15 protein-coding genes are annotated in these 15,321 nt (G+C 62.4%); 7 read left to right on the top strand and 8 right to left on the bottom strand.

Annotation, left to right across the window (positions count from 1 at the left end; genetic code table 11):
- Positions 1–219 precede the first annotated feature (219 nt).
- Together rpsO and B0G75_RS15305 are read right to left on the bottom strand one after the other, a co-directional pair.
- Entirely contained in the window at positions 220–492 is a 273-nt protein-coding gene (rpsO, locus tag B0G75_RS15310) for a 30S ribosomal protein S15 (RefSeq protein WP_011487489.1), read from the bottom strand.
- A gap of 186 nt (positions 493–678) precedes the next feature.
- Complete coding sequence (locus B0G75_RS15305) at positions 679–2,070, bottom strand: branched-chain amino acid ABC transporter substrate-binding protein (RefSeq protein WP_106306753.1); 1,392 nt, start codon at positions 2,068–2,070, stop codon at positions 679–681.
- Positions 2,071–2,254: 184 nt separating this feature from the next.
- On the opposite strand from B0G75_RS15305, the gene B0G75_RS15300 reads away from it, so the two are divergent.
- From B0G75_RS15300 to B0G75_RS15290, 3 genes are all read left to right on the top strand, one after another.
- Entirely contained in the window at positions 2,255–2,806 is a 552-nt protein-coding gene (locus B0G75_RS15300; protein WP_106306750.1) for a hypothetical protein, read from the top strand.
- A gap of 226 nt (positions 2,807–3,032) precedes the next feature.
- Positions 3,033–3,668: a carbonic anhydrase gene (locus B0G75_RS15295; protein WP_106306747.1), complete on the top strand. Its 636-nt coding sequence runs from the start codon at positions 3,033–3,035 to the stop codon at positions 3,666–3,668.
- Between the two features lie 98 nt (positions 3,669–3,766).
- Complete coding sequence (locus tag B0G75_RS15290; protein ID WP_106306744.1) at positions 3,767–5,347, top strand: SulP family inorganic anion transporter; 1,581 nt, start codon at positions 3,767–3,769, stop codon at positions 5,345–5,347.
- 118 nt (positions 5,348–5,465) lie between these two features.
- On the opposite strand, the gene B0G75_RS15285 is transcribed toward B0G75_RS15290, so the two are convergent.
- The 6 genes from B0G75_RS15285 to B0G75_RS15260 all read right to left on the bottom strand — a co-directional run bounded on the left by B0G75_RS15285 (position 5,466) and on the right by B0G75_RS15260 (position 12,582).
- Positions 5,466–7,013, bottom strand: a complete 1,548-nt coding sequence (locus B0G75_RS15285) for a 2-isopropylmalate synthase (RefSeq protein WP_106306741.1) — start codon at positions 7,011–7,013, stop codon at positions 5,466–5,468.
- A gap of 404 nt (positions 7,014–7,417) precedes the next feature.
- Positions 7,418–8,284, bottom strand: a complete 867-nt coding sequence (pssA, locus tag B0G75_RS15280; RefSeq protein WP_012432366.1) for a CDP-diacylglycerol--serine O-phosphatidyltransferase — start codon at positions 8,282–8,284, stop codon at positions 7,418–7,420.
- A gap of 24 nt (positions 8,285–8,308) precedes the next feature.
- Positions 8,309–8,947: a phosphatidylserine decarboxylase gene (locus B0G75_RS15275; RefSeq protein ID WP_012432365.1), complete on the bottom strand. Its 639-nt coding sequence runs from the start codon at positions 8,945–8,947 to the stop codon at positions 8,309–8,311.
- A 130-nt stretch (positions 8,948–9,077) separates the two neighbouring features.
- Complete coding sequence (gene ilvC / locus B0G75_RS15270) at positions 9,078–10,094, bottom strand: ketol-acid reductoisomerase (protein WP_074763518.1); 1,017 nt, start codon at positions 10,092–10,094, stop codon at positions 9,078–9,080.
- Between the two features lie 121 nt (positions 10,095–10,215).
- Entirely contained in the window at positions 10,216–10,707 is a 492-nt protein-coding gene (gene ilvN / locus B0G75_RS15265; protein WP_012432363.1) for an acetolactate synthase small subunit, read from the bottom strand.
- 111 nt (positions 10,708–10,818) lie between these two features.
- Positions 10,819–12,582: an acetolactate synthase 3 catalytic subunit gene (locus B0G75_RS15260; protein WP_012432362.1), complete on the bottom strand. Its 1,764-nt coding sequence runs from the start codon at positions 12,580–12,582 to the stop codon at positions 10,819–10,821.
- Positions 12,583–12,944: 362 nt separating this feature from the next.
- Between B0G75_RS15260 and B0G75_RS15255 the strand changes: the two genes are divergently transcribed.
- From B0G75_RS15255 to B0G75_RS15240, 4 genes are read left to right on the top strand one after another with little or no spacing between them, the layout of a single operon-like run.
- The gene (locus tag B0G75_RS15255) at positions 12,945–13,508 is read left to right on the top strand and encodes an RNA polymerase sigma factor (protein ID WP_012432361.1); all 564 of its coding nucleotides are present in this window, start codon (positions 12,945–12,947) and stop codon (positions 13,506–13,508) included.
- The gene (locus B0G75_RS15250; protein WP_106306739.1) at positions 13,505–13,933 is read left to right on the top strand and encodes a DUF3619 family protein; all 429 of its coding nucleotides are present in this window, start codon (positions 13,505–13,507) and stop codon (positions 13,931–13,933) included. The genes B0G75_RS15255 and B0G75_RS15250 overlap by 4 nt, the downstream gene beginning before the upstream one ends.
- Positions 13,934–13,949: 16 nt before the next feature.
- Positions 13,950–14,708, top strand: a complete 759-nt coding sequence (locus tag B0G75_RS15245; protein WP_106306736.1) for a DUF3106 domain-containing protein — start codon at positions 13,950–13,952, stop codon at positions 14,706–14,708.
- 16 nt (positions 14,709–14,724) lie between these two features.
- Positions 14,725–15,249, top strand: coding sequence for an RDD family protein (locus tag B0G75_RS15240; protein WP_106306733.1), 525 nt, complete (start codon positions 14,725–14,727; stop codon positions 15,247–15,249).
- Positions 15,250–15,321: the final 72 nt, after the last annotated feature.

Raw genomic sequence — 15,321 nt, 5'->3', positions numbered from 1 at the left:
CAAAGCTCCGCCCCTGAAGCCCGGCCATGAATCTCTTCTTTACTGCTTGCTCTACTGCTTGATTACTGCTGCTTGATTCCTACTACCTGCTCCCGCCGCATGAACCGGCCACGCCACTGCGGGGAACAGCCGGCGCGCATCACATGAAGCGCACCGTGCAAAAACAAAATGCCTGTATCAGTGGAACTGACACAGGCATCTTGCTGAACGACTGGCCGATTACTTACGCAGACCCAGCTTCTCGATCAGTGCGCGGTAACGATCCGCGTCCTTACCCTTCAGGTAGTCGAGCAGCTTACGACGGCGGCTCACCATGCGCAGCAGACCGCGGCGGCTGTGGTGATCTTTCGTGTGTGCCTTGAAGTGAACGGTCAGTTCGTTGATGCGGGTCGTGAGCAGCGCGACCTGAACTTCGGGGGAGCCGGTGTCGTTAGCTGCGCGTGCGAATTGCGCAACGACTTCGGACTTCTTGCTTGTTTCAACTGCGGACATGTCGATTTCCTTAAGAACTAGACAGGCGGTCACGGAAGAAAGGCCGTGCCGTGGGTTACCCGTGTGCTTTAAATATTGCCGACGCACCTCTGATACAGGTCCGCCTCACAACGGGACGCGTATTGTAGCACAGCCGATTCTGGCCGCGAAGCCCGCTGCACCGGGCGATGACGCGCGCCGCCCGCGTCAGGGCCGCTTCATCTTGCAGACCGTCGGCAGGGCCGTGCGCTCGGGCGGCAGCGCCAGTACCGTGCGAAAACCGTAGCCGGAGCCTTCGTTATCGAAATGCACACCCGGCGTACCGGCCTTGTCCATCTCCATCACGTAAAGGGGCTGAATCAGTTGATGGTCGTCGGCGCGCATCCGCGAGGCGTGGAAGCCGTTGTCGAAACGGATTCCTTCGAGGGCTTTCGCTACCGCCGTCGGGTCGGCGCTGCCGGCGCGGGTCATCGCCGCGGCCAAGGTCTCGATCATCAGCGGCATGCGCAGCACCGGGTAATCGTCCTGCGCGGCCGGGAAACGGGTCCGGAAGGCGGCGTACCAGGCGTCGGATTGCGCGCCGCCGGCGTTCGGGTGCCAGTCGGCCACGGCGATCACGTGGCCGACGCCGGCGTCGCCCAACGCGGCGGGCGCGCCGAGGCTGTTGCCGTAGAACGTGTAGAACTTCGTGTCCAACCCCTGTTCGCGCGCGGCCTTGACGAGCAGCGTCAGGTCGTTGCCCCAGTTGCCCGTGATCACGGCGTCCGCCCCGCTCGCGCGGATCTTCGCGATGTACGGCGCGAAGTCCTTCACGCGCCCGATCGGATGAAATTCGTCGCCGACCACGGCGATGTCCGGACGCTTCGTCGCCAGCGTCGAACGCGCGAGGCTGCTGACGTCGTGGCCGAAGCTGTAATCCTGGTTCAGCAGATAGACCTTCTTCACCGCCTTGTCGCGCTGGATCACGTCGGCCAGCGCATCCATGCGCATGCCCGCGTGCGCGTCGAAGCGGAAATGCCAGAAGCTGCAGTTGGCGTTGGTCAGCGCGGGGTCGTCGGCGGAATAGTTGAGAAACAGTTCGCGGTTGCCCGGTTCGCGGCTGTTCTGCTTGTCGATCGCGCCGATCAGCGCGGCGGCGACCGCCGAACTGTTGCCCTGCATGATGTAGCCGATATGGCGGTCGGCGGCCGCGCGCAGTTGCGTGAGCGCTTCCTCGGTGCCGCCCTTGCTGTCGAGCACGACCAGCTCGAACGGATGCGCGCCGTCGGCCAGTTTCACACCGCCATGCGCATTCACCTGCTCGATGCCGAAGCGCAAGTTGCGCTCCACGGCGGCGCCCGCGTTGGCGAACGGGCCGGACATCCCTTCGATCAGCGCCAACTGGATCGGCGCGCCGGTGGGCTTGCTCGCGGACTTCGCCGCCGCTTTAGCTACGAGGTTAGGCGCCAGGCTAGTTGCCGGGCTAGCTGCGGGGTCGACCACGCGATTAGTCGCGGTCGCACCAGGCTCGCTCGCTGCATACGCTACCGCGGCCACCGCCGCCATCGACATCGCCGCCAGCGCCACTGCCGCGCTCCGTTGCCACTTCGCCATCGTCATCGCCCCACCTGTTAGATGAAAGCGCGGATCATAGGTCGTTCATGACGGAATAAGCAAGCCGGCGCGGGCGTTATCGTAGTGCCCGGCCGGCTCTTCACGAAGCGCAAATCTTTTGCCACAGCGCGTGTCAAAATAATGCGTCTCGATGATAAAAACCGCTACTCAAACGCCATCGGAGGAATACATGTTCAACCGCCATCACACCACGGCGGCCTCGATCGGAGCGCCTGCCGCAGGGCGCCTGCGCCGCGCGGCGCTCGTCTGCCTGGGCGCGCTGGCGCTCGCCGGCTGCGCGCAGCCGTGGCAGCAATACCAGCAAGGCGCGGACGAATCGACCATTGTTGCGCGCCTCGGTCCGCCGCGTGAAAGCTACGACTTGCCGAACGGCGGCAAGCGGCTGATGTGGCCGACCCAGCCGATGGGCGAAACCACCACCGCGGCCGACATCGACTCGGCCGGCAAAATCGTCAACGTGCGCCAGGTGCTGCAGCCCAACGAGTTCTATCGTGCGGAAATCGGCAAATGGACCAAGAGCGACGTGCTGGTGAACTTCGGCCGTCCGGTCGAAACGTCGTACTTCCCGTTGATGAAGCGCGAAGTCTGGACCTATCGCTATCTGGAAGACAATGTCTGGTACATGATGTACAGCTTTTATTTCGACGAGCAGGGCATCGTGCGTCTTACGCAAAAAACGCCCGACCCGTTGCACGATCCGGATCGCCGCAGCCTGTTCTGAGCGCCATTCAAGCCGTTTCGCATATGTCTACAAAGCCGCCTTCCCAAGCGGCTTTTTTTTATTTATTGCGCATGACGGCGAATTTTATTTCGCGCACAGCGGATTTATTTTTTGATAGAAAGGCATTCGTAAGGATTGATTCGGTGCTGGCCTCCCATGAGGCCGCACGCGCGTAGCCGTGAATTCGACGCCGAATGAATTCGCCACACTTACGGAGCCACTATCGATGAACCGTCCCAAACGCCTGCTGGTCGCCAACGTCGCCTGGGCGCATGAAACCGCCGTGCGCAATCCCGAGTTTTTTCGCGATCTGGTGCGAGGTCAAAATCCCCACGTACTGTGGATCGGCTGCTCGGACAGCCGCGTGCCGGCCGAGACCATCACCCACTGCGAGCCAGGCGACCTGTTCGTCCACCGCAATATTGCCAACCTTTTTCAGCCCGACGACGACAATTCGGCGAGCGTCCTCGAATATGCGGTGAAGGTGCTGAAGGTCGGTCATGTGATTGTCTGCGGCCACTACGGGTGCGGCGGCGTGCGCGCCGCGCTGCTGCCGCCCGAGCCGAGCCTGCCGCACGTGAATCGGCGGATCGCACCGCTTTGCACGCTCGCCAAAGCGCATCGGGAAGAACTGCAGGGTCACGAGGGCGAGCGTGAGCGCGTCAACCGTCTCGCCGAACTGAACGTGCTTGAACAGGTGCGCGGGTTACGCGCGCACCCCATCGTGCGGGACGCCGAAGCGGCGCCGCTCGTGCACGGCTGGATCTTCGCGCTCGAAGACGGGCGCATCAAGGTCCTCACGTCCGGCTACGACGCCGACGACGCGATGACCTGCGCGACCGCCGCCCACAGCGCCGCCTAGCACGACACTGCGGCGACACTTCGGCGACACCTCATGCGAATCCGATCCGGTTCAGCTTTCGCCGCATTCCAGGCCCCACTCCTCACGGCACCGACACCATGAACCTTCGAGCTTTCTTCTCCACGTTTCAGCGCGACCTGCTTGCGGGCACGGTCGTTTTTCTGGTGGCCCTGCCGCTCTGTTTAGGCATCGCCAACGCATCGGGCGTCGAACCATTTGCCGGGCTCGTCTCGGGCATCGTCGGCGGCCTGGTGGTGGCCGTGCTGAGCGGCTCACGCTTGAGCGTGAGCGGGCCGGCGGCGGGCCTCGTCGTGATCGTCGTCGACGGGATCGCGCAGCTCGGCAGCTTCTCCGCATTCCTGCTGGCCGTGCTGCTGTCCGGCGCGATCCAGTTCGGCTTCGGCATGCTCAAGGCCGGTCGTTTTGCCGCCTATGTGCCGTCGCCGGTGATCAAGGGCATGCTCGCGGCCATCGGCGTGCTGCTCATCGTCAAACAGTTTCCGCTCGCGCTCGGGTTATCCGGCGTGAATTCGGTGTCGGGCACGCAAAGTGTCGCGCAGGCGGCCGGCGCGGTCGCCACGCCATTCGGTTCGATCTCGCTGGCGGCCTGCGTGATCACCTTGCTATCGCTAGCAATTCTGATCGGCTGGGAAACCCGCGCATTTCGACGCTTCGCACTGGTGCGCCGCGTACCGGCGCCGCTCGCGGTCGTTCTGCTAGGAATCGGCGCGACGTTGCTGCTCAGCGTGCTGGCGCCATCGCTTGCGCCGCTCGCCGAACATCGGGTCGCCCTGCCGCCGCTGGAATCGTTCGCCGCGTTGCAACTCGCACTGGAGTGGGCCGACTTCGGGCCGCACTTCGCACAGCTCGTCAATCCCGATGTCTGGCGCGTCGCGATCACGCTGGCCATCGTCGCGAGCCTGGAAACGTTGCTGAGCCTCGAAGCCGTCGAGCAGATCGATCCCGAACGACGCGCCGCGCCGCCGGATCGCGAACTGAAGGCGCAAGGCGTGGGCAATCTGATTGCCGGCGCAATCGGCGGATTGCCGATCACGTCGGTGATCGTGCGCAGTTCGGCCAACGTGCACGCGGGCGCGCAAAGCCGGCTCTCGGCGATCATTCACGGCGTGCTGCTGCTCGTCAGCGTGTTTGCGCTCACTAGCGTGATCAACCTGATTCCGCTGGCCTGTCTCGCGGCGATTCTGATTTTCACGGGACTGAAGCTCGCCAAGCCGTCGCTGTTCGTCGCCGTCGCGAAACAGGGTTTTGCGCCGTTCGCGCCGTTTATCGTCACCCTCGTCGGCGTGCTCGCGACCGACCTGCTGATCGGTATCGTGCTCGGCATTCTGTGCAGCGTGCTGCTCGCGCTGTATGCGAATCTGCGCAGCCCGATCGTGCTCGCGCAACACGGCGATCACTATCTGCTGTCGTTTCGCAAGGACGTGTCGTTTCTCGGCAAGGTGCCGCTCAAGCACTACCTGCAGCAGATTCCCGACGGCGCCACCTTGATCGTCGATGCAACGCGCGCCGATTTCGTCGACCACGACGTGCGCGAACTGCTCGACACGTTCGTGGCCGATGCGCCGCGGCGCGATATCGCCGTCGAAGTGCGGCACCAGGTCCAGGCGCAAGCGCGCGCGTCACGTGGCTGGACGATGCGACGCACGGCAACGGAATAACGCCGCTCACAATGAACAAAGCCCCGCGCCAATCAAGGCACGGGGCTTTCTTAACTCATACGACAACGGTGAACGGTGGCCACGCAGCCGCGCCGTCAGCGCGCTGCGACTGCGCCACTTACTCCGAACGTTGCGGATTCAGCTTGTCCGCGTTCGAATACAGCTTGTTGAGCGCCGAGATATACGCCTTGGCCGAAGCGGCGACGATATCCGGATCGGTGCCCACGCCGTTGACGATACGTCCGCTTTTCGACAGACGCACGGTCACTTCGCCTTGCGCCTGCGTACCGGTGGTGATCGCGTTCACCGAATACAGCAGCAGTTCCGAGCCGCTGCCCACTTCCGTTTCGATCGCGTTCAGCGTGGCGTCGACGGGACCGTTGCCACGCGCTTCGCCGGTCACTTCCTTGCCTTCCACCGAAAACACGATTTTCGCGTGCGGCTGCTCGCCGGTTTCCGAGTGTTGCGACAGCGACAGGAACTTGTAGTGCTCCCTCTCCTGCGCCTCGGCCGACTCTTCCGTGACGATCGCGATAATGTCTTCGTCGAAGATTTCCGACTTGCGGTCGGCCAGTTCCTTGAAGCGCGCGAACGCCGTGTTCAATTCCGCTTCGCTATCCAGCGCGATACCCAGTTCCTGCAGACGCTGCTTGAACGCGTTACGGCCCGACAGCTTGCCGAGCACGATCTTGTTCGCGCTCCAGCCCACGTCTTCGGCGCGCATGATTTCATAGGTGTCGCGCGCCTTCAGCACGCCGTCCTGGTGAATGCCCGACGCGTGCGCAAAAGCGTTCGCGCCGACCACCGCCTTGTTCGGCTGCACGACGAAACCGGTGATCTGCGACACCAGCTTGGAAGCCGGCACGATCTGCGTGGTATCGAGACCGATATCGAGCCCGAAGTAATCCTTGCGGGTCTTCACGGCCATCACGATTTCTTCGAGCGACGTGTTGCCCGCGCGCTCGCCGAGCCCGTTGATCGTGCACTCGACTTGACGCGCGCCGCCGATCTGCACACCGGCCAGTGAATTCGCCACCGCCATGCCGAGGTCGTTATGGCAATGCACCGAGAACACCGCTTTATCCGAGTTCGGAATGCGCTCGCGCAGCGTTTTCACGAGCTGGCCGTACAACTCCGGCACGCCATAGCCAACCGTATCCGCGATATTGATGGTGGTCGCGCCTTCGGCGATCACCGCTTCCAGCACGCGGCACAGGAAATCCATATCCGAGCGGCTGCCGTCTTCCGGCGAGAACTCGACGTCGTCGGTGAATTTTCGGGCGAAACGCACGGCCAGCCTGGCTTGCTCGAACACCTGGTCCGGCGTCATGCGCAGCTTCTTTTCCATGTGCAACGGCGAGGTTGCAATGAACGTGTGGATGCGGAAGTGATCGGCGGGTTTGAGCGCGTCGGCCGCGCGCTGAATGTCCTTGTCGTTCGCGCGGGCGAGCGAGCAGACGGTGCTGTCCTTGATCAGGCCCGCGATCGTGTGAATCGAATCGAAGTCGCCGTTCGAGCTTGCCGCGAAGCCCGCTTCGATCACGTCCACTTTCATCCGTTCGAGTTGCTTGGCGATACGGATTTTTTCTTCCTTCGTCATCGACGCGCCGGGCGATTGTTCGCCGTCTCGCAACGTGGTGTCGAATATGATCAGTTTGTCGGACATGTCGGGTCTCCTGCGGAGTCGTTCAATTGTGGGGATGGGATATTGGAATCTGGCTGTCTGCGCCACCGCTGGCGACGCTCGATCACGGACGAGGTGAACCGAGGGTAAAAACGATCAGCGTGGCCAAAAGCGTGACGGTCGGCGCGACGATCCGCGCGGCAGACGCTCCAGCATTGGCACGCTCCGCGGCTCGCCGCCTGTCGAGACTTGTTGCGCGGCTTGGCAAGGAACGTGAACGCATTGATCCAACGACTATAGCGACATTCCCGCCGCCGTGCAATTAGCGCCGGACCTGCCTGCGACGGGCCGCAGGGTGCCGCCGGACGGGCTCGCCGAATGAAAAAACGGCGGCCCGAAGGCCGCCGTTTTTTATGTCGTGCCTGGCAGCGCAGACAAACGAACCGCTACCTGTCTACCGACACCGATCTAGCCGGATTCGCCCTGCCCCGCACCGCCTGATAACCCCAGAAAACGTAGCCGGACAGGCCGTACAGCACGAACAGGCCGAACAGCATCAACGGCGGGTCGGAGGACACCAGCACGAACGCGACCACCACCAGCAGAATCACGCCGAACGGCACGCGATGCCGCACGTCGAGCGCTTTGCCGCTGTAGAACGGCGCGTTCGACACCATCGTCACGCCGGCGTAAATCGTCAGCACGAAAGCGACCCACGGCAACCACACCAGCTTGAGCGGCACGCGGTTGTCCGTAGCGAGCCACACGAAACCAGCGATAAGCGCCGCCGCGGCCGGGCTTGGCATGCCCTGGAAGAAACGCTTGTCGACCACGCCGATGTTCGTGTTGAACCGCGCGAGACGCAATGCCGCGCCCGAACAGTAGACGAACGCCGCGAGCCAGCCCCAACGGCCGAGGTCCTTCAGAATCCACTCGTACATGACCAGCGCCGGCGCCACGCCGAACGACACCATGTCCGACAGGCTGTCGAACTGCTCGCCGAACGCACTTTGCGTATGCGTCATGCGGGCGACGCGGCCGTCCATGCCGTCGAGCACCATGGCTACGAAGATCGCGATGGCCGCGACCTCGAAACGCACATTCATGGCCTGCACCACGGCAAAGAAGCCGCAGAACAAGGCGGCCGTGGTGAAGGCGTTCGGCAGCAGATAAATGCCGCGCTTTCTCAGGAACTGCTGACGCTGCGCACGCCGGCTGTCTACCGCCGCCTCCGTCACCATCGGCTTGTTGCGGCGGAACGGACGCGGAAGCGGTCCGCTATTACGGGGTCGACGCGGTTTGAATGCGGCCATTCGGAAAACCTCCTTGGTGCCGCTTTATAGTTCAGCGAGGATCGTGGACGACGCCGAAACCTTCTCGCCGATCGACACACGCGGACGGCTGCCCACTGGCAGATACACGTCGACGCGCGAACCGAAGCGGATAAATCCGTAACGTTGACCACGGGTAAGCGGCTCACCTGCCCGTACGTAGCAAAGAATGCGCCGCGCGATCAAACCGGCGATCTGCACCGAAGTCACCGTCTGGCCGCCGGCCATTTCGATCACCACCGCATTGCGCTCGTTTTCGGTCGAAGCCTTGTCCACGGCGGCATTCAGGTACGCACCCGGAAAATATTCGACCTTGGAGATCGCGCCATCCACCGGCGAACGTTGCGAGTGGACGTTGAACACGTTCATGAACACGCTGATTTTCAGCGCTTCACGATTGGCGTACGGATCATGCGCGGTTTCGACAGCGACGATGCGGCCGTCGGCCGGGCACAGCACGGCATTCGCCTGCGTGGGGATCGGGCGCGCGGGATCGCGGAAAAATTGCACGACGAAGATCAGGAGGAGCCAGAACAGCCATGAAAAGCCGAACCCCGCGATGAAGTGAACCAGCAGTGCAACGACGGCCGCGATGGCAATGAACGGCCAGCCTTCTCGCGCGATGATCGGATGAGGGTAATTCATGAATGGCTTCTGTGTTTTTGTAAAACCGTAGGATAGCAAAAGCCGCCCAGGGTTCAGCACCCTTGGGCGGCTTTTTGATCTGTCCGGCTGTTACGGCATGACGCCGCACCGGACATCAGCTACAAGCAGCTTAGTTCTTCGACTGGTCGACCAGCTTGTTCGCGGCGATCCACGGCATCATCGAACGCAGCTTTGCACCGACCGTTTCGATCTGGTGTTCAGCCGTCAGACGGCGGCGCGATTGCAGCGTGGGTGCGCCAGCCTTGTTTTCGATGATGAAGCTCTTCGCGTACTCGCCCGTCTGAATGTCGGTCAGCACGGCCTTCATCGCCTTCTTCGTTTCAGCCGTCACGATACGCGGACCCGTCACGTACTCGCCGTATTCGGCGTTGTTCGAGATCGAGTAGTTCATGTTCGCGATGCCGCCTTCATAGATCAGGTCGACGATCAGCTTCAGTTCGTGCAGGCATTCGAAGTACGCCATTTCCGGCGCGTAGCCTGCTTCCACCAGCGTTTCGAAGCCGGCCTTGATCAGGTCGACCGTACCGCCGCACAGCACGGCTTGTTCGCCGAACAGGTCGGTTTCCGTTTCTTCGCGGAAGTTGGTTTCGATGATACCGGCACGGCCGCCGCCGTTCGCTGCTGCGTACGACAAAGCGATGTCACGTGCTGCGCCCGACTTGTCTTGCGCGACGGCGATCAGGTGCGGCACGCCGCCACCTTGCGAGTAGGTGCCGCGAACCGTGTGGCCCGGCGCCTTCGGCGCGATCATGATCACGTCGAGGTCGGCGCGCGGAATCACTTGACCGTAGTGAACGTTGAAGCCGTGCGCGAAGGCCAGCGCAGCGCCTTGCTTGGCGTTGGCGTGCACTTCTTTCGCATAGACTTCGGCGATCTGCTCGTCCGGCAGCAGCATCATGACCACGTCTGCGCCCTTGACGGCTTCCGCCACTTCCTTGACTTGCAGGCCGGCGTTCTCAGCCTTGCTCCACGATGCGCCGCCCTTGCGCAGACCGACCGTGATGTTCACGCCGCTTTCCTTCAGGTTCAGCGCGTGCGCATGGCCTTGCGAGCCATAGCCGATGATCGTGACTTGCTTGCCCTTGATGAGGGAGAGGTCAGCGTCCTTGTCGTAGAAAACTTTCATGTCGGTTCCTTGGCTAAATTCGATGATTCAATGAAATTCAAATACTGCAAATAGTGTGTTGCTTGGCCGGGTTGGTGCAGGCACGGCCCGGCCTGGATCGAGACGGTTGAGCGCTCGCGCGTTACACCTTCAGAATGCGCTCGCCGCGACCGATACCCGAGCCGCCCGTGCGGACCGTTTCGAGAATCGCCGTAGCGTCGAGCCCTTCGATAAAGGCATCGAGCTTGTCGCTCGCGCCCGTCAGTTCGATCGTGTAGGTCTTTTCGGTGACGTCGATGATGCGGCCGCGGAAAATATCCGACATCCGTTTCATCTCCTCACGTTCCTTGCCGACCGCCCTCACCTTGATCAACATCAGCTCGCGCTCGATGTGGGCGCCCTCGGTAAGGTCGACCACTTTCACCACCTCGATCAGGCGGTTCAGATGCTTCGTGATCTGTTCGATCACGTCGTCCGAGCCAATGGAGACGATGGTCATGCGCGACAGCGAACGGTCTTCGGTCGGAGCCACCGTCAAGGTTTCAATGTTGTAGCCGCGTGCCGAGAAGAGACCAACCACGCGTGATAACGCGCCCGGTTCGTTTTCCAGCAGGACGGAAATGATGTGTCTCATGATTCGCTTCTTCCAGATGTTTTGTCGATGTCCACGAACGGCTTCGCGCCGCTTGGTCCGCCCTCGCCTTTCATGAAGGCGCGCATGACGAAGCCGGCACCGATGCCGTCGTTATAGATCTTCCGAACCCATGAGCATCTCGGTGATGCCCTTGCCGGCCTGGACCATCGGCCAGACGTTTTCGGTCGGATCGGTCTGGAAATCGAGAAACACCGTGCGATCTTTCAGGCGCAGCGCTTCCTTCAGCGCCGGCTCCACATCTGCCGTACGCTCAATACGCATGCCGACGTGGCCGTACGCTTCGGCGAGCTTCACGAAATCCGGCAACGCATCCATGTACGAATGCGAATAGCGCTTGCTGTATTCGATCTGCTGCCACTGGCGCACCATGCCCAGATAGCGGTTGTTCAGCGAAATGATCTTCACCGGAGTCTCGTACTGCTTACAGGTGGAGAGCTCCTGGATGCACATCTGGATCGAGCCTTCGCCCGTGATACAGAGCACGTCGTCGTCCGGGTGCGCCATCTTCACGCCCATCGCCGCCGGCAGGCCGAAGCCCATCGTGCCGAGACCGCCGGAATTGATCCAGCGGCGCGGCTTGTTGAAGCGATAGAACTGCGCCGCCCACATCTGATGCTGGCCGACGTCGGAACACACGAAGGCATTGCCGTCGGTCAGTTCCCACGCCTTTTCCACCACGTACTGCGGCTTGATGATGTCGCTCTTGCGGTCGAACTTGAGGCAGTCTTTCGCGCGCCAGGCTTCGATGTCCTTCCACCAGTCGGCGAGCGCCGCGGTGTCCGGGCCATGCTCGGCCGTTTGCAGTTGCTCGATCAGTTCCTTCAGCACTTCCTTCACGTCGCCGACGATCGGAATGTCGACCTTGACGCGCTTGGAAATGGAGGAAGGATCGATGTCGATATGGATGATCTTGCGCGGACGCGACGAGAAGTGCGCCGGGTCGCCGATCACACGGTCGTCGAAACGCGCTCCGATCGCGATCAGCACGTCGCAGTGCTGCATCGCCATGTTGGCTTCGTACGTGCCGTGCATGCCGAGCATGCCGAGGAATTTCTTGTCGCTCGCGCGGTAGCCGCCCAGGCCCATCAACGTGTTGGTGACGGGATAGCCGAGCAGATCGGCGAACTGGTTCAGCTCACGCGATGCATCCGCGAGAATGATGCCGCCGCCGGTGTAGATGTACGGGCGCTTGGCCGACAGCAACAGCGAGACCGCTTTGCGGATCTGGCCGGAGTGGCCCTTCGTGACCGGATTGTACGAGCGCAGCGAAACGGTCTTGAGCGGTTCGTACTGGCAAGGCGCTTTCGACACGTCTTTCGGAATGTCGATCAGCACCGGGCCGGGACGGCCGGTACGGGCAATGAAGAACGCTTTCTTGACGGTAGCGGCGAGGTCGCGCACGTCCTTCACGAGGAAGTTGTGCTTCACGCAAGGACGCGTGATGCCGACCGTGTCGCATTCCTGGAACGCATCCTGGCCGATCGCGGCAGTCGGCACCTGGCCGCTGATCACCACCATGGGAATCGAATCCATGTACGCGGTGGCGATGCCGGTCACCGCATTGGTGACGCCGGGGCCGGAGGTCACGAGGCACACACCGACCTTGCCGGTGGAACGCGAATAAGCGTCGGCGGCGTGGACCGCGGCCTGCTCGTGGCGCACGAGGATATGCTGGAACTTGTCCTGCTTGTACAGCTCGTCGTAAATGTAGAGTACCGAGCCGCCGGGATAGCCCCACACAAACTCGACGTCTTCGTCGGCCAGTGCCTTCATGAGCACGGTGGCGCCGATAGAGTCAGCTTCGGGATGGGGTGTCGTATCCGACGTGGAGAATTCCGCGCTGGGCATATTCATTAATTCACCTTTCGAAATTTCGGCAAAAATTTGATCGGGTGCTCTCTGCCGGGCTTGTGGCTCGGGTTCAAGCGGCGCGTCCAGTTGACAGGTGAGCTTCTTGGGCCACACCTCAATTGAGACAAGTCACTTATGTTGCGAACCAGCGACGATATCTGCAGACGCCCGCGCGGTCAAGCAAATATTGCCGTGGCGCCATCAGCCAAATCTGGCCAACTAGCCGAAAGCGACCGAAAGCTTGTTATAAAGATGCAAGGTGCATCACGTTTCGCCCCAGCGGCGCAAAAGTTTGTTAGCATCCGCGAGTTTTACGACATTTTTCGACCGATTACGCGCACGCTCGCTGCGCCGACCCCCAACGGATGGCATCAGACAAGGAACTCGCCGATTTTCTGGCGGGCGTCGAAAGGCGCGCATTCAAGCAGACGGTCTACGCCGTGCGGGACGACGACGCCTCGCTGGATATCGTGCAGGACGCGATGATCAAGCTCGCCGAAAAATACGGTGACCGTCCGGCGGCCGAACTTCCGCTGCTGTTTCAGCGTATTCTGCAGAATGCGATGCACGACTATTTCCGTCGTGCCAAAGTACGCAATACTTGGGTCAGTCTGTTCTCCTCGCTCGGCAACGCCGACGACGAAGATTTCGACCCGCTCGAGACCTTCGAGGCCCAGCAGGGCTCGGCGGGCTCAGAGAGCAACGAACAGAAGCTCGAACGCGAACAGGTCCTGCAGTTAATCGACGACGAGATCCAAAAGTTACCGGCACGTCAACGGGAGGCGTTTCTCATGCGTTATTGGGAAGATATGGATGTCGCCGAGACTGCCGCCGCCATGGGCTGCTCCGAAGGCAGTGTGAAAACGCACTGCTCGCGGGCTACCCACACGCTGGCGCAAGCGCTCAAGGCCAAAGGAATCACGCTATGAGCTCCCTAGAAACCAAAGAACTCGAGTTCGCCCGCCAGGTGCGCCGCGCGCTCGACGAAAACGCCGCCAGCATTCCGTCCGCCGCCGTCGATCGACTCGCCGCGGCGCGCCGTGCCGCGCTTGCCCGCAAGAAGCCCGAAACCGTGAGCGCGCCGGTGTTCGTGCCGGCCTTCGCCGGCGCGGGCATGGCAACCGGCATGCCGCCGGTCGAACTGCCTCAGCGCCGCCGTTCGCCGCTGCGCCGTTTCGCGCTTGCGTGGCCGCTGGCCGCGCTGGTCATCAGCCTCGTGGGTATTGCCTACTGGGAAGACCAGCAACGCACCGCTGAACTTGCCGATATCGATGCCGCCATGCTAAGCGACGACCTGCCGCTCAATGCCTATCTCGACCACGGTTTCAACGCGTACCTTTCACGCGCCCACTGAGCGGGAGATTCTTCGGGTGAGTTACAAGCGCGGCCTGGCCGTTGTTTTCGGATGCACGATCGCGGCCCTGGTGTCGTTTGCCGCGACTTATCCGCGCTTTTATCCGAGTCCGTCGCCCGTCAGCGCGCGTGCCCCGGGCGCCAACGTGACCGCCAAGGCGCCCGCGCCGACGCTCGCCGTCGAATTGCCCAGCCTGCCCGGCAGCAACAGTCCGATGGCGTGGTCGCGACTGACCTCAGCCGAGCATATCGCGCTCGCGCCGTTCGAAGCGCAATGGGATTCCTTCAGCGAGGAACGCAAGCGAAAATGGGTCAAGATCGCGTCGCGTTATCCGAAGATGTCGGCAGATGCGCAAAAACGCTTGCATGACCGGATGACTGAGTGGACCCGTATGACGCCCGATCAGCGGCGCGTCGCGCGTGAAAACTATCAGGTGTCGAAGGAATTGCCGCGCGAAGCCCGCCAGAACGCGTGGAAGGCGTATCAGCAGTTGCCCGAAGAGCAGAAGGAACGGCTCGCCGCCAGCGAACGCAAGCGCCGGCCCAGTGTGGTCAGCGCGCCGCCTTCGGGCCGCAGCGAGATCAAGGGGCTCGATCGTCTCGTCAATGCGCGTGAGCACGGCGCAAGCGGCACGGCAGCGGCCAGCGCCGCAGCCGCGGCTTCATTGCCGAGCCCAGTCGTCGCGCCGTCGATTCCCGCCGCCGGCAGCTTCGTGCCCGCTACGCCGCTGCCGGTTTCGCCGGGCGAAGCGCCGTCGATCTTCAACGGCTCCTGAGCCCGGCGCCGCCGCCGTGTCCCAACCGCTCGCGTCCCATGCCATCGCTGCCGACAGCAACAACGGCAACGCACCCACCGTCCGGCGGCGCCTCGCTGCGCTGCTCTACGAAGCGCTGATCCTGTTCGGCGTGGTGTTCGTCGCGGGGTATCTGTTCAGCACGCTGACGCAGCAACGCAACGGCTTGACCCATCACAACCTGCTGGCGACATGGATCGGCCTCGTGGTCGGCGTGTACTTCGTCTGGTTCTGGACCCACAGCGGCCAGACCTTGCCGATGAAAACCTGGCGCCTGCGCGTGGTCGCCGCCAACGGCGCGCCGCTCTCCACCGGCCGCGCGATCGCCCGCTACGTGCTTGCGTGGCTGTGGTTTTTGCCGCCGCTGGCGCTACATCCGCTACTCGGGCTCAAACTGCCGCAAACGCTCATGATCGCCGGCATCTGGTTCGTGTTGTGGGCGGCTACCGGTCGCTTCGATCCGCAGCGCCAATTCCTGCACGACCGCCTTGCGGGCACTCGAGTCGTCAGCGTTTCGCGCTGAGCTGTCGCGCCTCAGCCGGTCGTTTATTTCGCCCTCCTGCCGAGTAGCCATCGTTTCCCGCGGGCCTCGCCA

The sequence above is a fragment of the Paraburkholderia sp. BL18I3N2 genome (assembly GCF_003001875.1).
Taxonomy (GTDB): domain Bacteria; phylum Pseudomonadota; class Gammaproteobacteria; order Burkholderiales; family Burkholderiaceae; genus Paraburkholderia; species Paraburkholderia phytofirmans.
This window is presented reverse-complemented; position numbering and strand designations above follow the sequence as displayed.